This window comes from Anaeromyxobacter sp. SG17 (assembly GCF_022690695.1).
GTDB lineage: Bacteria > Myxococcota > Myxococcia > Myxococcales > Anaeromyxobacteraceae > Anaeromyxobacter > Anaeromyxobacter soli.
On sequence record NZ_JALCYX010000008.1, the window covers coordinates 35,510 to 53,702 of the forward strand.

At 70.6% G+C, this 18,193-nt stretch carries 11 protein-coding genes; 5 read left to right on the forward strand and 6 right to left on the reverse strand.

Annotation, left to right across the window (positions count from 1 at the left end; all coding sequences use genetic code 11):
- Positions 1-48 precede the first annotated feature (48 nt).
- From MNY60_RS05645 to MNY60_RS05655, 3 genes are read right to left on the reverse strand one after another with little or no spacing between them, the layout of a single operon-like run.
- A complete protein-coding gene (locus MNY60_RS05645; RefSeq protein ID WP_242360153.1) occupies positions 49-927 on the reverse strand; it encodes a glycosyltransferase in 879 nt (292 codons plus the stop codon).
- Positions 924-2,207 carry a glycosyltransferase family 4 protein gene (locus tag MNY60_RS05650; protein WP_242360154.1) on the reverse strand — a complete coding sequence of 428 codons (1,284 nt, stop codon included), beginning with the start codon at positions 2,205-2,207 and terminating at the stop codon, positions 924-926. The genes MNY60_RS05645 and MNY60_RS05650 overlap by 4 nt, the downstream gene beginning before the upstream one ends.
- Positions 2,208-2,993 carry a glycosyltransferase family 2 protein gene (locus tag MNY60_RS05655; RefSeq protein ID WP_242360155.1) on the reverse strand — a complete coding sequence of 262 codons (786 nt, stop codon included), beginning with the start codon at positions 2,991-2,993 and terminating at the stop codon, positions 2,208-2,210.
- 166 nt (positions 2,994-3,159) lie between these two features.
- On the opposite strand from MNY60_RS05655, the gene MNY60_RS05660 reads away from it, so the two are divergent.
- From MNY60_RS05660 to MNY60_RS05670, 3 genes are read left to right on the forward strand one after another with little or no spacing between them, the layout of a single operon-like run.
- A complete protein-coding gene (locus MNY60_RS05660; RefSeq protein ID WP_242360156.1) occupies positions 3,160-4,560 on the forward strand; it encodes a lipopolysaccharide biosynthesis protein in 1,401 nt (466 codons plus the stop codon).
- Positions 4,557-5,495, forward strand: coding sequence for a hypothetical protein (locus tag MNY60_RS05665; RefSeq protein WP_242360157.1), 939 nt, complete (start codon positions 4,557-4,559; stop codon positions 5,493-5,495). The genes MNY60_RS05660 and MNY60_RS05665 overlap by 4 nt, the downstream gene beginning before the upstream one ends.
- Positions 5,495-6,748, forward strand: a complete 1,254-nt coding sequence (locus MNY60_RS05670; protein WP_242360158.1) for a glycosyltransferase family 1 protein — start codon at positions 5,495-5,497, stop codon at positions 6,746-6,748. Before MNY60_RS05665 ends, MNY60_RS05670 begins: the two co-directional genes overlap by 1 nt.
- Before the next feature lie 6 nt (positions 6,749-6,754).
- On the opposite strand, the gene MNY60_RS05675 is transcribed toward MNY60_RS05670, so the two are convergent.
- Positions 6,755-7,573, reverse strand: a complete 819-nt coding sequence (locus MNY60_RS05675) for an FkbM family methyltransferase (RefSeq protein WP_242360159.1) — start codon at positions 7,571-7,573, stop codon at positions 6,755-6,757.
- Positions 7,574-8,041: 468 nt separating this feature from the next.
- Here MNY60_RS05675 and MNY60_RS05680 point away from each other — a divergent pair, with 468 nt between their 5' ends.
- Together MNY60_RS05680 and MNY60_RS05685 are read left to right on the forward strand one after the other, a co-directional pair.
- On the forward strand, positions 8,042-9,964 hold the full coding sequence (locus tag MNY60_RS05680) for a tetratricopeptide repeat protein (RefSeq protein ID WP_242360160.1): 1,923 nt from the start codon (positions 8,042-8,044) through the stop codon (positions 9,962-9,964).
- Between the two features lie 170 nt (positions 9,965-10,134).
- On the forward strand, positions 10,135-12,942 hold the full coding sequence (locus MNY60_RS05685; protein ID WP_242360161.1) for a CxxxxCH/CxxCH domain-containing protein: 2,808 nt from the start codon (positions 10,135-10,137) through the stop codon (positions 12,940-12,942).
- A gap of 893 nt (positions 12,943-13,835) precedes the next feature.
- Here MNY60_RS05685 and MNY60_RS05690 read toward each other — a convergent pair.
- Together MNY60_RS05690 and MNY60_RS05695 are read right to left on the reverse strand one after the other, a co-directional pair.
- Complete coding sequence (locus tag MNY60_RS05690; RefSeq protein WP_242360162.1) at positions 13,836-15,794, reverse strand: CxxxxCH/CxxCH domain-containing protein; 1,959 nt, start codon at positions 15,792-15,794, stop codon at positions 13,836-13,838.
- A 412-nt stretch (positions 15,795-16,206) separates the two neighbouring features.
- Positions 16,207-17,976, reverse strand: coding sequence for a fibronectin type III domain-containing protein (locus MNY60_RS05695; RefSeq protein WP_242360163.1), 1,770 nt, complete (start codon positions 17,974-17,976; stop codon positions 16,207-16,209).
- Positions 17,977-18,193 lie beyond the last annotated feature (217 nt).

Genomic DNA, 18,193 nt, shown 5'->3' on the forward strand with positions numbered 1-18,193 from the left:
GCGGACCTCGACCCCCGCTCGCCTGGATCCATGAAGTGGGTCATTCCGTCACGGGCTGAGCGGCACCAGAAAGTCGCGGAGCGTCCCCGGGCCGAGGGTGCTCAGCTCCCGGTAGCACTGGTACGCGGCCATCGCCTTGCGCCAGCGGGGCTCCGTGCGAAGCTGCCAGATGCGGAGCAGGAACTCGTGCCGGCGATAGAGATACCGCGCGAAGGCTCGCACGCCCTCGGGCGTGTCCGCCCGATCGTACCAGCCGCGCGCAATCTCGATCGTCTCCTTGAGGCTCCGCTCCGGGCTCGTTCCCGTGCTGAGGGAGTCTTCGTGCACCCGAAACGTGCCGATCACCGCGCCGCAGTGCGCCACGACGAGCGGCGGCTCGCGGGCCGCAGCTCGCAGCCAGAGATCGAGGTCCGCGGCGATCCGGTACGAGCTAGCGTACTCACCCAGCCGGCGCAGCGTATCCGAGCGATACAGCACCGCGAGCGGCGTGACCCAGCTATCCTGGCGTACTCCCGAACGGATCCGCACCAGCGCGTCCGCGCGGGTCCTCATGATGCGGCGTCGCCCGCCGCGCGCAATCGCATAGTGCCCGATCACGAGCTCCGCCGACGGCGTGCGCTCGAGCCGGGAGACGGCCTTCGCGAGCGCCCCCGGCTCGAACGTGTCGTCGGCGTTCAGCCATGCGATCACGTCACCGCGAGCGAGTCGAACCCCCCGGTTCAAGGCCTCGTAGAGGGAGCCGTCCCGGGCGACGTGCACGTCCGCACCGCCCGCGCGCGCGAGCTCCACGGTCCGATCGCTCGACTGCCCGTCGATGACGAGATGCTCGATCTCGACGCCCTCGCCTTCCTGCGCTCGCACCGAAGCGATGCAGTCCGGGAGGAAGCGTTCGGCGTCCAGGGTGGGCGTAAGGACGGTCACTCTCACTGACTTTCCGCTCCTGTGCCGCCGCGCCCGTCGACGACACGATCGTAGAGATCCATGAGGGCATCCGCGTTCCTGCCAGCGTCGAAGCGCTCGATCATGCGCGCCCGCGCTGCCCGGCCCATGCGCGCCGACAGCTCCGGATCGGAGAGGAGCTCCAGGATGCGCGCGGCCAGCGTGGCGGAATCCACCGGCGGCGCGAGCAGCCCGGTCTTCCAGTCCTCCACCAGCTCGCTGACGAGTGGAAGGTCCGAGGCGACCACGGGTCTCTCCATGAGGCCCGCCTCCACGATCGGCCGCGCGAAGTGGTCCGCCACCGCCGGGAAGACCAGGAGGTCGCTCGCGGCGAGGTGACGCTCGATCTCTCCAGCGAAGCGGTGCCGGAGGAGCATGGACTCGAGGTGCCATCTCTCGATGCTCGACGCGACCTGCTGCGTGAGCGTGCCCGATCCGAGGGCCGGAAGGACGGCCGCGGCCGCGCTGTAGAGAAGCGTGCGCGGAGGGGTGACGTCTCCGCCCGGCATGAGGCACACCGCGCGGGGCTCGCTCGCTCGCACCCGCGCGAGCGCCTCGAGGAGCGGCAAGATCCCCTTGATCCGAGCGATCCCGCCGACGTACAGGATGACGCGCGCAGCCTCGGGGATCCCCAACGATCGTCGCGCCTCGGCGCGGTCGAGGCGAGGATCGAAGCGGTGCGTCTCCACCGGCTCGGGCGCGATCCATCCGCGCGCGTTCCCCACCCAGGCGTGGCGCGCGGACTCGGACAAGTACAGCGCGAACTTCGGCCACCTCGTGAGCGCGTTTCGCTGCTGGTGCCGACGCCAGCCGAAGTGCCCCGAAACCGGCATCTCCCGCACGTGCCACACGAACGGGACGCCGCTGAGGTGCAGAGCGCGCGCCGACGGGTAGAGCACGACGGAGTTCAGGTGGACGAGCGCCGGGCGAAATGCAGAGACAGCCTCCAGCGTACGCCGTTGCGTCGTCCTCCAGCTGGACAGCGAAGCGAGCGCCGACGGCCAGGTGAGCGGCGAGTGCACGCCGGACCACTCTGCCGTGCTGTGCTCGAGCGTCCTGATTCCGGGCCACGACACGGCCTCGATGCCGGCGTCCGAGTAGAAGCGGCGCATCTCCTCGCTCGGCCGGACCAGCAGGACGATCGGTCGATAACGCCGTGCGTCGAGACGGCGGAGGAGCGTCGCCAGACTCACGCACGAGCCGCCCGGCGCACCCGCGTGCTCGACGTACAGAACGGTGCGTGCGGCGCCCGACGCGGTGGCCGTCATCTACGAAGCTCGCCTCAGTCCCAGGCGGACCGCCGCCCAGTAGGAATACAGGGAGGCCATCCCGGCACGGAGCCGCGCGCGGTCACGCCAGCCGAGCTCGAACGCCGCGCGGTGGTCGCGCTTGAGCTGCCCGAGCTCGCGGATCTGCGGGAGCATGCCCGCGATCGACTTTGCCCCGGGGTGAAAGGTGACGCACGCGAGCGGACGGGCGAGGAACCGAAAGCCCCGCGCACGCGGAAACATCCGAAGCCACAGGTCGTAGTCCATGGCGTAGTGAAGGTCGTGTCGCAAGCCGCCCGCTTCCACGAACAGTCTCCGCCGGAAGAACACGGCCGGCTGCATGAAAGGCGCATTCGGACTCACCAGCAGCTCCACGGCGGAGCTCATGGGTCGCGCCCGCTGCTCCCGGAGCACGTTCCCGTCCGCGTCCACGACGAGCGCGCTGCCGTAGACGACGTCCGTGACCGGGTCCGCCTCGAAGGCCGCCAGGACCTCCGGTAACACCGTCGCGTCCGGGTAGAAGTCATCCGAGTTGATCCAGGCGACTACGTCGCCCGACGCGCACGCGATCCCCTTGTTCACAGCCTCCGACTGGCCCGAGTCGGCCTCCGACACCCAGCGCACGCGACCTCCATATTCGCGGAGGACGTCGAGCGTTCCGTCGGTCGATTGGCCATCCACGACGAGGACCTCTGCGCCGCGCACCCTCTGCGCGAGGCAGCCGTCGATGCAGCGGCGTATGAACCCCGCCTGGTTGCGCGTGGGGATGACGAAAGACACTTTCATCGAGGCCGGCAGTATAGCCCCCAGCCCTCGTCGCAGGGGCGTGGGCACACGCGGGGCGATGAGGTACAAACGGCGGTCACGAGATGCTTGACCGGACGGCCCCGTCGGCCGACGAAGGATAGAGTCGAACACCCCGTCGCCGTAGGTTGCCTCGACCGATCGACCCATGTCACGTGAGACGAGAGACCTTCCCATCGGGCGCAGGTGGGTGGACCTGACGCTCGGGCGCGCCGAGCCCTCGGGCGATCGGCAGCGCCGGCACGTGCGCATCGTACAGGCGGCCGTCTCGGCGCTCGCCGTGCGCGGGATCTCGATCATCGCCGGGCTGGTGACCGTACCCCTCACCGTGCGGTACCTCGGCGCCGAACGGTACGGTGCCTGGATGACGCTCAGCGCGTGTCTGGCCTGGATGCAGATCGCGGATCTGGGCGTGGGGAATGGGCTGACGAACGCCGTGGCGGAGGCGTACGGACGGGGGCGAGACGAGGAGGCCCGGTCGCACGTCTCGACGGCGTTCTTCACGCTCGCGGGGCTGGCCGCGGCGATCCTGGCGGTTGCCACCGTCGCGTGGCCCTGGGTGTCCTGGTCGGCGGTGTTCAACGTCACCTCCCCCGTCGCGAAGGCGGAGATCGGCGCCGCGGTCGCGATCGCAGCCGTGCTCTACATCGTCGCGTTTCCCTTCTCCATCGCCGAGCGCGTGTACGCCGCGCGACAGGAGGGTGCGCTCGCGAACGGCTGGTCCGCCGCGGCGAACGTCGCGTCCCTCATCGCGATCGTCTTCGTGACGCGCACGGACGGGGGGCTCGTGTCGCTGGTCCTGGCGGTGTCTGGAGTGCAGACGGCGGCGGCCCTCATCAGCGCAGGGTGGCTTTTCTGGACGCGACCTGCGCTACGCCCCCGCATCCACACGGTGCGCCGGACGAGCTTCGCGCGCCTGTGGCGAGACGGGGGCCGCTTCTTCGCGATCCAGATCATCGGGATCGTGCTCTTCGGAACGGACAACATCATCATCGCCCACGTGCTGGGAGCCGACCAGGTCACTCCGTACAGCGTCACGTGGCGTCTCTTCGCGGTGGGGACGATGATCGTCGGGCTGTACCTGCCGTACCTCTGGCCCGCTTACGCCGAGGCGCTCGCCAAGAGGGATGGCGAGTGGATCGCGAGGACCCTTCGCACGAGCGTGGTGGTCAGCGCGGCCGCGGCGGCCGCGTTCGCCGTGCCCCTCGCCCTCTTCGGGAGGCCCATCATCGCGGCCTGGGCCGGGGCTGCAGCCGTCCCTTCGACGGCGCTGCTCGGCTGGATGGCCGCATGGAGCCTCGTCTCCGCTCCCGCCAACGCCGTGGCGTGCATGCTGAACGGCATCGGGCAGCTGACGGGCCAGATCTATTACGGGATCGCCGCTGCCGTCGCGAACGTCGTCCTCTCGATCGTGCTCGCGCGACACTTCGGCATCGCCGGCGTCATCGCCGCGACGGTCGTCTCATACCTCACCTGCGCTGCCGTCCCCGCGGCGCTCGAGGCGGCCCGTGCCCTTCGCCGCATCGCATGCGAGGTGATCGAGCGATGAACACGTCCTCGATCCTGGCGGCGTTGCGCGGCCTCGCTCGCATCGGGCCGCGCGTCGACGCGCTCGAACGTCAGGTCGAGCAGCTGCGCCTGGCGCTGGGCGGCATCGAGAGCCGCGCGGTTTGCGAGCGCACGTTCCGGAACATCCAGGAGGCGGAGTTTCGGGTGTTCTCGCAATGGGGGGAGGACGGGATCATCCAGTACCTCCTGGGCAAGGTTCCCATCGAGAACCGCGCGTTCGTGGAGTTCGGCGTCGAGGACTACTCGGAGTCGAACACGCGCTTCCTCCTCTGCCACGACAACTGGAGGGGGCTCATCCTGGACGCGGGCGACGCACATCGCCGGTTCCTCGCTCGCACCGAGCTCGCGTGGCGCCACAGCATCGACGCGGTGACCGCATTCATCACGCGGGAGAACATCAACTCTCTGCTGGCGGATGCGGGGTTCGTGGGAGACATCGGTCTGCTGTCGGTGGACGTCGACGGCAACGACTACTGGATCCTCGACGCCATCGAGGTCATCTCGCCGCGAATCCTCGTCGTCGAGTTCAACAGCGTGTTCGGCGCCGAGCACGCCGTGACCGTCCCCTATGCCGAGCGCTTCGAGCGCGGGCGCGCCCACTCCTCGAATCTGTACTTCGGCGCCTCGCTGCCCGCCCTCTGCGCGCTCGCTGACCGGAAAGGCTACCGGTTCGTGGGAGCGAACAGCGCTGGAAACGATGCGTTCTTCGTTCGCGCGGACCTCGCCGAAGCCCTGCCCGCGCTGACGGCGCGCGAGGGCTGGGTCGAGAGCCGCTTCCGGGAGTCCCGCGACGCGCGTGGTCGGCTCACCCTCGTCACGGCTCACCGCGACCGGCTGCGCCTGATCTCGGAGCTGCCGGTCCTCGACCTCGCCAGCGGTCGCGAACGTGCGATCGCGGACGTCTTCGCTCTCTGATGGCCGCCCGAGGGATCCTGCGCGTCTGCATCGACGCCCGGCTCGGGGATGGGGTGCCGGGGGGCGTCCAGCAGACGCTCATCGGGCTGGCGAACGGGCTGTCTCGGCTCGAGGGCGGGGAGGAGGAGTACCTGTTCCTGGCGTACGAGGACTGCGACTGGCTCGAGCCGTATCTGAAAGGCTCTTGCGAGCTGCTCGCCTGCGAGAGGCCGCGGCCCCGCGGAGGGTGGCGCGCCGCGGTCCGGTCGCTCGTCCCGAAGCCTCTGCTCGATCGCGTGACCCAGGAGATCGCTGCGCGCCGTCCGATCCCGCTTCCGCCGGCGAACGCCGTCGTGCAGGCAGCGCGGCCCGACGTCATGCACTTCGCGCAGCAGCATGGGTTCCGGACCACGATCCCGAGCATCTACGTCCCGCACGATCTGCAGCACCGTCACCTTCCCGGCAACTTCTCTCGCTTCGATCTCCGCTGGCGAGAGGATACGTACCGCGCGCTCTGCGGGCAGGCCTCGCGCGTCGTGGCCCTCACGCGCTGGGGGAAGCGCGACCTCGTCGAGCAGTTCGGGCTGGAGCCGTCCAAGATCGTGGTCATCGGCTGGGCCCCGGTCCTCGACGCCTACCCCGCGCCGACGGAAGCGGCCTTGCGGCGCGTCCGAGACACCTTCCACCTTCCGGACGCGTTCGCCCTCTATCCCGCCCAGACATTCCGTCACAAGAACCACCTGGGGCTCGTCGAGGCACTGGCGCTCGCGCGGGATCGCGGCGTCGAGGTTCCGGTCGTGTGCACCGGACGCACGACCGAGCTGCGCACGCGTATCGAGCGGCGAGCCCGCGAGCTGCGCGTCGGGCACCTCTTGCGGTTCGTGGGGTTCGTCAGCCCCGCCGAGCTCCACGCTCTCTACGCCCTCGCCCGGATACTCGTCTTCCCGAGCGAATTCGAAGGATTCGGGATGCCCGTCCAGGAGGCGTTCCGAGCGAAGGTGGCCGTCGCGTGCTCGAGCGCAGCGTCGCTCGGCGATCTCGCGGGCGACGCGGCGCTCCAGTTCGCTCCTGACGACCGGGACGCGATGGCGGAGGCGATCCGACGACTCTGGACGGACGCGCCGCTTCGCGGCGAGCTCGCAAGGCGTGGAGCTCAGCGGGTCGAACGGAGCTCCTGGCTCGAGGTGGCGCGATCGTATCGCGCCCTGTACCGCGCCGTCGCCGCACGCCCGCTCCAGGACGAGGACGCGGCGCTGCTCCGAGCCGCCGACTGAGGGTGGTCACCTTCGGGACAGCGAGCGAGCGATCTCCGCTCGGCGGAGTCCCTGCCAAAGGTCGCGGTCCGCGGAGTGGAACAAGCACAGGTCCGCGTACCGGGCACTGTTCCGGCCCGAGTAGTACTGGTGCACGTCCTCGAGGGCGGCCCGGTCTTCCAGAGACACGGAGATCACGTACTCCCCCGTGTTGTCGTACACCATGGCCGACCCGTACCCCAGGCGCGCGAGACGCTCCAGCGCCGGCAGCGGATCCCAGGATGCGGGGTACAGCGCGGGATCGAACTCCACGAACAGGACAGGGTGCGCTCGCTCCCAGACGTCCAGGCTGTCCTCCAGGATCGGCCAGTCGAACCCGTCGGTGTCGATCTTGACGAGCCGCACCGGCGGGAGCGCAGGAAACCGCGCGAGGATGTCGGACAGGCGCGTGAGCTCGATGCTTCGACCCGAAGTCGACGGCACGAGTCGCGCCGTCCCCTTCCCGCTGCTCACGATGGTCCCTTGCGAGCTGGCGGGATTCCCGACGAACGCGCGTGCCGTGAAGACGTTCGGGCCGAGCCGCGCAGCATTTCGCTCCAGCAGCCGCGAGAACGGCTCGCTTCCCTCGATGCAGAGCAGCGGAGCCGAGCAGTTGCTCCGGATGATCGCCGCGGTGTCGCCGACGTTCGCTCCGATGTCGACGATCGCGTCTCCGGGATACTTCTGGCCGACCGCCGCCGCGAGCCTCCCCAGGTTCGCGTCGTACTCCGGAAACGCCGCGCGGTAGAACGGCAGCTCGTGCGAGAGGGGCAGCTCGATCTCGAAGGAGTCGAGCTTGTACCGCACGGTCGGGTCGAGTCGCGAAAGCGCACGCCGCGCGCCTCGGACGGTCCCACGGAGGCGGCTCCGGACAGGCCCGGGGCGGTCTGCCCAGAGCGCCGCGCTCGTGACTGCCTCGGACATCACGTTCAAGATGCGCCGGCCAGACATCGGACTCCCGCCTCTTCAGCCATCGAGGTCATGCGAGTGCAGAGATTTCGGAGGTTCCCCCGCTCCGCCCTCCACGTCAACGTCCGCCTCGCGCACCACGATTCGCTCGCTCGCGCGCGGCTCCTCGGGCGCGCGACGAGGCACCGCTCGTCGCCGAGGCGACGGATTGCGCTCTCCGCCGGGAAGCGCGCTCGTGCATTCAGGCGAGCGCACCGAGCGCCGCCCGCCCCGCTGGCACGTGCCCGTGCTATCCTCCGCTGCTGCTCTCCGAGCAAACGTTCCATCATGACGAAAAGAGTTCGCGCTGCGGCGAACGGCCCAGGGATGAAGGCGGTCACCCCTTCGGCTGCGCAAAGCCTACCTCCCCTGCAACGGCGTGCCGTCGCGTTCGCCCCGCTGGTCGCGCTCCTCGTCCTCGCCCTCGCCGCCTACTCGAACTCCTTCGGCGGGGACTTCGTCTTCGACGACGTCGTCATCGTCCGGGACCGGCGTCTCCTCCACGACCTCGGCGCCTTCTTCGCGGACCCGGGCTGGATCCTCCGGGAAAACCGCTGGGTCGGCTATCTCACCTTCGCGCTGAACCACCGGATCAACGGGATCGACGTCACCGGCTATCACCTCGTCAACTTCGCGGTGCACGTCGGCAACGCGCTGCTCGTCTACGCGCTCGTCCTCGCGACGTTCGCGACCCCGCGCCTCGAAGGCTCGCTCGTCTCCCCGTGGTCGCGCGCGATCGCCTTCCTCGCGGCGGCCGGGTTCGTCGCGCACCCGCTGCAGACGCAGGCGGTCACGTACATCGTGCAGCGCTTCACCTCGCTCGCGACGCTGTTCTACCTGCTCTCGACGTTGCAGTACGCGCGCTGGCGCCTGCGGCTCGAGCGCGGCCCCATGCGTCCGGCCCGGACGGCGCTGGCGTGGGCCGGGATCCTCGCGGCGGCCGTCCTCGCGATGAAGACGAAGGAGATCGCCTTCACGCTGCCGTTCGCGGTGGCCGCGTACGAGCTCGTCTTCTTCGACGGGTCAGCACGCCTGCGAGTGAAGCTTCTCGCGCCCTTGCTGGCCACGCTCCCTATCATTCCGATCGGACGGCTCGGGGTCGGGACTCCGCTCTCGGACGTCCTCTCGACGGCCGCGGACGCTACCCGCGTCCAGACGGCGCTCTCCCGCTCCGACTACCTCGCGACCCAGCTCCCAGTCATCGCCAGCTACCTCCGCCTGCTCGTGCTCCCGTTCGGACAGAACGTCGATCACGACGTCTCGCTCCAGCACTCCTTCGTCGCGCCAGTCGTCATCGGAGGAGGGTTGCTGCTGCTCGGCATGGTCGCGCTCGCAGCCTTCCTGCTCTGGCGCACCTCGCCGACGACGCCTCGACCACTCGACCCCGCGTGCCGCCTTGTCGCGTTCGGGATCGTCTGGTTCTTCCTCGCGCTCTCGGTGGAGTCGAGCCTCATCCCGATCGTGGACGTGATGGTCGAGCACCGGGTCTACCTGCCATCCGCGGGCGCCTTCGCGGCCGTCGCGACCGCGGGCGCGCTCTTCTCGCGCCGGCTCGGCTGGAAGCCGTGGGCCTTCGTGACGGCGGGCGCGCTCGTCGCAATCGTGCTCGCAGGGGTCACGCTCGCGCGAAACCGCGTCTGGAAGGACGAGAGCACCCTCTGGAGCGACGCGGCGCTCAAGTCGCCGGCAAAGGTCCGGCCGGCGCACAACCTCGGCCTCGCCCTCGCGGCTGCGGGTCGGCACGAGGAGGCGCTCCAGGCCTTCGCGAACGCGAACCGCGCCGACCCGACCCGCGTCGACGTCTACAGCGACATCGGGGCCGCGCTGCGGAAGCTGGGCCGGGACGAGGAGGCCGCGAACTGGTTCCGCGCCGCGATCCGGCAGGGGCCGGAGTACCCGGACGCCTACTTCAACCTGGGTTCGCTGGTGATGGACAGGTCAGGGAATTACGCGGAGGCCGCGGCCCTCTTCGAGCGAGCCATCGCGCTGCGGCCAGACTACGCCGCGGCGTACGCGAACTACGCGGCGGCGCTGAACCGGCTCGGTCGCCCCGCGGAGGCGATCGCGCGGCTGGAGCCCGTCGCGGCCACGCTGAGCGAGAATGGCGAAGCGCGCTTCAACCTCGGCGTTTCCTACGCGATGGTGGGGAACTACGCGGCGGCGCAGCGCGAGACCGCTGCGCTGACCCGACTCGCGCCCGAGCGAGCGCGGCAGCTCTCCGCCTACGTCGCTCAGCTCTCGAACCGCTGAGCCGCGCGCCGACGGTCGGCGTCGGCACTGCGCGTGACACAGATCAAGCGATTTGCCCCAGTTGTACCGCGCTCAGGGGCGGGTACACTGGGGCGACCTCCACCGGGTCACACGCACAGGCAGCGCTGCCGGCGCGTGCAAACGGCCTGCGTAATTCCGAGGGCTTCGAGATGGCCATGCTGCGCCCGTTCATCGTCCCTTTGCTGGGGGCGTCTCTCATCACCCTCCTCGGTTGTCAGGCCCGCACGATCGAGGAGAGCAAGAGCGCCGAGACCGCCCAGTGCACCCGCTGTCACGGCGGCGAGCAGAACCAGACCGGCGCGCCGCCCCGCATGATCGGGTCCGACCCCTCGCGTGCGGGCGCGCACTCCGCGCACGTCGAGGCCGGCGCGCTCGCCGGCGCCCTCGCCTGCTCCGAGTGCCACCTCGATCCGCGCACGGACCATTCGCAGCACGGCAACGGACAGGTGGACGTCTCGTTCGGCGCGCTCGCGCGCGCGGGAGGCGCCTCGCCGGCCTACGACCGCTCGAGCGGGACCTGCTCCAACGTCTATTGCCACGGCGGAACCGCCACCACGTCCCCGGTCTGGACCGCGCTGGACGGCGCCGCGGCGACGTGCGGCGCCTGCCACGGGACTCCCGGGAACCCCGTGCCGGCGACGCACCCGAGCCTCGCCCCCGGAGCGGCGACGGACATCACGTCCTGCGCCGCGTGCCATGGAGAGACGGTCGGCTCCGACGGGAAGATCCGGGTCGAGACGGGGAAGCACGTGAACGGCCAGGTCGACGTGCGCCCCGAGGCGAAGCACCCGCAGGGCTGGGCCTCGCCGTCGCTCCATGGCGCCGCCGCCGCTCAGGACGTTCGGGCGTGCCTCGCCTGCCATTCGGTGAAGGGGGAGCCGCACGTGACGGGCGTGGTCTGCGCGAGCTGCCACGATTCGTTCGCGGGAGGCAAGGACTGGACGGTGACCTGCAACACCTGCCACGGCGACGCCACCGATCCCTCCGGCGCTCCGCCGCAGGACCTCGCCGGCAACACCGCGACGACCGCGCTCGGCGTCGGCGCGCACCGGCAGCACGTGCGGGGCAGCGCGCTCGCGCCCGCGTTCGACTGCAGCTTCTGCCACCCGAAGCCCGACACCGTGCTCGACGCCACGCACCTCGACGGCCAGGTCGAGCTCACGGGCTACACGGGCGCCGACGGCGTCTGGAAGACCTCCGCGAAGGACCCCGGCTTCGCGCCCGCCTCGGCGAGCTGCGCCACCGCCTACTGCCACGGCGCGTTCCAGAACGGCAACGCGACGAACGCGCCGGTGTGGACGCGCGTCGGCGAGGGCCAGGCGGACTGCGGGACCTGCCACGGCGTGCCGCCGCCCGCGCCGCACCCGGTGGTTCCCGCCGATCTCGCCGGCTGCAACGCCTGCCACCCTCAGACGATCTCCGCCACGGGGGCGCTCATCTCGCCGTCGTCGGGGGGCAAGCACCTCGACGGCGCGATCGAGTTCTCCGGTGGCCACGAGGCCTCGTGGATGGACACGACCTCGTCGAACTTCCACGCCAACACGGCGGTCCGCAGCCTCTCGTCGTGCAAGGTCTGCCACGGGCAGAACCTCGACGGCAGCACCGGGTTCGGCGGCTCGTGCGGCCGCTGCCACGATCGCCCCGGGCAGCCGTGGGCCACGAACTGCACGATGTGCCACGGCGGGACGGACAACGCGACGGGCGCGCCGCCCAAGGCGACCTGGGGACGCCAGGCCGATCCGGTCCGCACCGGCGCTCACACCGCGCACGTCACGCAGGGAGCGAACGGCGCCGTCTTCGACTGCAACGTGTGCCACGTGACGCCCGCCGACGCGCTCACGCCCGGCCACATCGACGGCGACACCGCGACGTTGAGGTTCGCCGGCGTGGCGGTTCCGACCGGCGTGACCCCCACCTTCGACCGCGCGACGGCGGGCTGCGCCTCGACCTACTGTCACGGCGCCACGCTGTCGGGCGGGTCGAAGACGTCTCCCGTCTGGACGAGCACCGGCACGGGCCAGGCCGCCTGCGGAACCTGCCACGGCGTCCCGCCGCCGGCGAACGTCCATCCGCCGGTGTCGAGCAACCTCGCTGGCTGCAACCCGTGCCACCCCGACACCGTCTCCGCGAGCGGCGCGATCGTGCCCAGGAGCGCCGGCGGCAAGCACATCGACGGCACCATCCAGGCGGCGAGCGGCCACGACGCGGACTGGATGAACACCTCGAGCCCGAAGTTCCACGCGTACTCGGCGAACCAGGGGCTCGCGTCCTGCCAGTGGTGCCACGGCGCGGACCTCTCCGGCGGCTCGACCGGCGTGAGCTGCGCCTCCTGCCACGACGGCGTGAACCGGCCCGCGTGGAACAGCTGCGTCATGTGCCACGGCGACAAGGCGACGGGCGTCGCCGCGCCACCGCGCGCGACGTGGGGGAACAACGTCCAGAGCGGCACGACGAACGTCCGCATCGGCGCGCACGCGACGCACGTGAAGGGGACCGCGAACTCGGCGCCCATCGACTGCGCGGTCTGCCACCCGAAGCCCGCGGACGCGCTCACGCCCGGCCACGTCGACGCCGCGACCGCCACGGTCACGTTCACCGGCGTCGCCACGCAGGGCGTGACGGGAACGACCTGGAACCGTACGACGGCGACCTGCGCGTCGACCTACTGCCACGGCGCGAACGGCGGCTCGAACCCCACCCCGATCTGGACGCTGGTCGGCCAGGGCCAGGCGACGTGCGGCAGCTGTCACGGGGATCCGCCGAACGACGGCGGCCTGGACCGGCACGTCTTCCACGTCAACGTCCTGAGCATCGGCTGCGGCGCCTGCCACGCGACGGCGAGCACGCAGCACGTGAACGGCAGGCGCGACGTCGTGCTCTACACCGGGACGGTCATCAACACCGGCTGGACGTCGCAGCCCTCCTGCGACACGCTGGCGTGTCACGGCGCGGGGTAGTCGCGAGGCTCTGGCAAGCGCGCCATCGCAGGGCGCGGAGCGGTTCAGCTGCTTATCCTTGCTTCGCCCGAAGCCCCTGGTCGCGACCTCCGCGATCAGGGGCTCGACGTCTGCCGAGGCTGAGGGACCGGTACCGCGGGCGGCGCGCAACGCAGGAGGCACGTCGACGGGCGGGTCGATGCCGGCCGCTCCGACCGGCGTGAGCGCAGAGCACCTCGAATGTGAGCGCGCCAACAGCACGCAACCCGCTGCGACATCCTTCGACTCCGCGCGAGGCTCAGAGTCCGCCGTCGGCGAGTCGGGTTCGCTCCGAATTCTTCGCAGCATGCTGCCGCCGACGCTCCCAGTCGGCGCGCGCGGGCTCGGGCAGTCCGCCTCACGACTCGCGCCGCAACCGCTCCCTCCGCCGCTCGACGTCGTCCAGCATCTGCCTGCGGCAGCTCGTCCGAATCATTCGTCTGCAGGCCCGATGCACCGCGCCGCTCGACCGCCCGGCACTCCACGAACTGCTCGTGGGCTCGTGAAGTTCGGCCCCAAGGTCGTGCACGTGCCTTCGGGCACGAGCTCGATCCGCCGCCAGGCGCCTGCGCACCAGGAGAACTCGCGCCCCGCGTCGACCTCGTCATGGCCGACCTGTACATGCCGGTCTGAGGGACCGCGGCCGGAGCGCGTCGAGGAAGGCGCCCATCATACGGGCGTGGTTCCCGAGCGTGTGGAGGCGCGGGGCCGCGCGGTTACCTATCCCCCGCGCTTCGCATCGTGCGCATGCCAGCCGAGGAATTCGTACGACCACCGGGGCCCGAGGCCCGCTCCGCTCGCGCACGCGGGGCAGATCAAGGCCGCGCCCCCGAGGTCGATGGGGCGCGGCCGAATCCTCACGCTCTCTCAGCGCATCAGTGGCAATTGAAGCACTGGGCGTCCCACTTCGGCTCCACATCGACCACGCCGTTCGCGTGCCGCGTGCGGTCGGTGATGCCGGTGCCCAACCCGGCCACGGTACCGGTCGCGTCCGGGTGGCAGAGCTGGCACTGGTTTCCTCCGTTGTGATAGCCGTGCCAGGAGAGGTTCTCCCCGGGGGGATTTCCGTGGCACGAGTCGCACGCCATCGGCGATCCCGTCCACGATGGCGTCGCGCGCTTGCCGGCGTACCGCGCATCGTAGGTGCCGTCCCAGTAGTAGTACGAGAACGTGCCCGCGTAGTTGCCGTGGCAGTACGTGCTGGCGCACGTCCCGTCCGTCCGGTTCCACATCGGAGCGGCCCCCCCGACGGTCGCGAGCGAGCCCCAGGTCAGCTTGGCGGCTGCGTCGTCGATGTGACCCGGCGAGAAGGCGTCCGTCGGGACGACGTGGCACTGGTCGCAGTCGAGCGCCGCAGCGACGGTGGTCCCCCGCACGTGCGCGGTGTGGGCCCCGATCCGCAGCGGGTCGCCCGAGTTGCCCCACGTCGTCCGCGGCGGCGCGCCCGTGCCGTCCGCCGGGTCGCCGTGGCACATCGTGCAGTTCCGCTCCCAGCCGGCCCCGTGGCACTTCGCGCAGCCGACCTGCGTCGCGCCGCCGCTCAGATCCGCGCCGTGACACGCCTGGCAGGGGCCGAGGCCGCGGTTCGCCGAGTACGCGTGGAACCTCGTGCTCGTCTTGTCCATCCAATCCTTGTCGTGACCGCCCTCGACGAACCCGTCGAGGTGGAGCCCGCCGGCGCTCGGCGGGATGATCGCGCCGCTCGAGTCGACGGTGTCCGAGTGACACACGGCACACCCGGAGAGGCCGCCGGAGACCGAGGGGTGCGGCGCGGGAGGAGGCAGGCCGTGGCAGGTGCCACACCCGGCCTCGCCCTGGCCGACGCGCGTCCAGGTGGGCGTCTTGTTCGTGCCACCGCCGAGCGTGGCGCCATGGCAATACGTGCTGCTGCAGGTCGCCGAATCGCGGCTCCACGCGGCGGCCGGGGCCCCACGGTTCGCGGCGAGGCCGCTGAACACGACCTTCGCGGTCGCCTCGTCGATGTGGCCGTCGGACAGGGCGTCGGTGGGCTTCACGTGGCAGACGGCGCAGTCGAAGGGCGGCGCGATGGCGCTGCCGGTCACGTGAGCGGCGTGCGCGCCGATCCGCGCGTTGGCGGTGTCGCTCGGGACGTTGTTCCCCCACGTCGCCCTCGGCGGCGAGGACTGCCCGGTCGTCTTGTCGCCGTGGCACATCACGCAGTTCGTCCGCCAGCTCGTCACGCCGGCCGGGAGGTTGCGATCGTGGCAGTCACGGCACCCGGTGCTGGTGGAGCCGCCGGTGAGATCGGCGCCGTGGCAGGCCTGGCAGCTCGCGATGCGCGCGTTGGCGGAGTACGCGTGGAACCCGGAGCTCGCAGAGTTCATCCAATCGACGCCGTGGCTCACGAGCACGACGGTGCCCTTCGTGTGCTCGCCCATCCGGTGGCAGGCCTCGCAGTCCGCGCGCGTAGGGTTCGCGACGACGAGCGTCGGGTGGACCGACGGGAGCGCAGCCACCGCGTGACAGGAGGTGCAGTCGAGCGGGCCGGGCGTCCCCCAGGTGATCGAGTGGGGCTGCGTGCCCATCGGGAAGTGGCACGCCACGGAGCAGGTCGCCGGATCCGTCCCGGTGAGCGTGATGGTGCCGCCGGACGTCGAGGTCCCGCGCGTATAGGTGAAGGGGTCGAACTGGTACGCGCCGCCGCAGGGGTGGCAGACCGCGCAGCCGATCCCGTAAGCGGCGTGCTTGTCGTGCGATCCGGTAGCGGTGCACACCGCAGCGTCCGCGGTGATGGCGGAGGAGCGCGGCGTCCTCGAGAGGCCACCCTGCCCTGCCTCCTGCGCTCCGCTCCCGCACGCCAGCGACGACAGCATGGCGATGCCTACGACGATCGCCGATCCGAGCCTTCGGTCGAGCTGCCACGAGTGCATGCGGATCCCCCAGACCCTGGTCGCGAACGCCTGAACCGCCTCGGCCAAAGAAAGCAACTTCGATGGCTCACGACGAGAGAGCGTTCGGGTGCACGTGTTGGACGCAACCCATTAGTCCACCCGATCTCAATCTCGCACAATCCCTTTGATGTGTGTCAGCAACCTTCAGTACATGAGGGGGCGTGGAGCGGCGACGCGCTTGGGTTGGCGGTCCCTGCGTCCTCGCGCCGCGCTCCGATACTCGAGACGAGGCGCCGCCAGGCTTCTGGCTTCAGCGACGTCCGCGCTCGGCAAAGGACGGGGCCACCGCGAATTGCACGGCAGCCCCGTTCCGGACCGACGACATTGACTCCGATCAATAGGGCATCGGGTCGTACCACCAGATCCCGAACGCATCGACGTCCGACCACGACGAGCGGAGATCGTGTGCGGCGTCCCGAGCCTGGACGCGCCAGTAGTAGGTCGCGCCCGGCCACTCGGTGGCGGTGAAGGTCTTCGCGTACGTCGTCGAGGGGGTCCAGGGTCCGTCGAACACGAGCGGAGCGGTGAAGCCGGGGCTCGAGGAGATCTGGATGCGGTACTCGACGGGATCCCCGTTGGGATCCGCGACGGCGGTCCACTGGAACGTGACCGGCACGGCGGTCTCGGGGTACGGAACTGCGCCGTCGTCGACCGGCGTGAGCGCAGGCTGCCCAGGCGCGTTCGGGTCGGGCGTGGTGAACGTGTAGATCTGCGACACTGTCGCGTTCCGCATCGCGTCCGACGAGCGGACCCGGTAGGTGTACTGCGTGAGCGGAGCGAGGCCGGTGAGCGTCACCTCGCGGCAAGGGGTGCTCACACCTGGCCCGCAGGGCTCGGTCACGAGCAGGCCGTTGCCGTCGACGTTCGAGGGCGTCCCCACGCCCCATTCGACGTAGGAGGTGGCCTTCTCGTTCGTGGTCCAGGACACCTTCGCGCTCGTCCCCGTGACCTCCGTGACGAGCACGTTCGTAACGATGGGGGCGACGTACTCCGGCGCCGCGGGGAACCATCCCGTGGTGTGGCAGTGCCAGCAGTAGGCGTTCGGATCACTGATCGCCACGCCGGGGACGGGGTGGTCCGCCCAGGTGGGAAGCTTGAAGTTCACGATGCCTTCGTGACCGTGGCAGAAGAAGCAGGGCTTGTTCGCGCCGCCGGGCACGGGGTCCGTGGCGTGGCATCCGACGGCATTGCACCCCGCGTGGCGCGCGCCGGAGTGACACCGCTCGCAGAGCGCCTCCGCTCCCACTCCTGCGCGGTTGATCGTCGCATCCGCCACGGGCGACGTATTCACGCTCGACGCGAACAGGAACGCGTTCGAGCTCTGGTGCGCGTCATGGCAGGTCACGCACGGAAGAGGACCGGCGCCCCGGGCGTATCCGATGAGCGACCCGCCGAACCCCGCGCCGGCGCGCGCGCCATGGAAGTCACCATCGGCGGAGGCGTAGCCGACGAGGAGCGGCGGCGTCTTGCCGGCGACCGCGGTCCCCCGTCCGCCGTGGCACTTCTTGCACGCACCGTCCACCTGGGCCGGATCGTTCGGGTCGAGCGCGCCGACCCCCTGGATGACCACGGTTCCGGAGACGTGCCTGCTCGTGTCGTGGCAGTTCTGGCAGGCGGCGCGGTTCGCCGTGGCGCTGGAGCTGTCCACGCCGTGGCTCGACCTCACCGGGAACGCTCCCGCCTGCCCCTGCGAGTGGCACGAGCTGCAGGCCAGCGGGCCCGGAGCGCTCCAGTCGACGGGCTGCGTCGTCGCGAGCCCTCCGACGTTGTGACACGCCACGCTGCACGTCGTCGTTCCGTTGGCGCCGACGGTCACCACGTTTTCCGGTCCCGAGATCGATGCGCCGCTCGTCGGGAGCGTGTACGTACTCGAGAACTGCATGAGCCCGCCGCACTCGTGGCAGGTGGCGCACTGGAATCCGATGAGACCATGCTTGTCGTGGGCGCCAGTGCCCCTGCACACCGGGCCGTCCGCGGTCGCGGTGGCGGCGGCGCGTGTCCGGCGGACCGAGACGGGCGCCGGAGCCCCCGTCAGCGGCTCATCCTCACCGCAGGCGATGAACAGGACGGTCGAGAGCGCGGCCAGGGCGATCGGGCGCCTCACGTGAAATCGCATCGTTCCCCTCCTCTTCACGGACGAGCCGCAGCCCCATTCCGGGCGACCGGCAAGACGTACCGTGAAATAGGTAGGTCACGAGGGTATCATGGGTCCGAGCGCTTGCTTGATGGCGTTCGCCCGCGGCACGAGGTCGCGTTGCGCACATTGATTCGGCGCAATCTTCTCGTTGATGCCGGTCAACATCGAACGGGGCGCGCCCGCA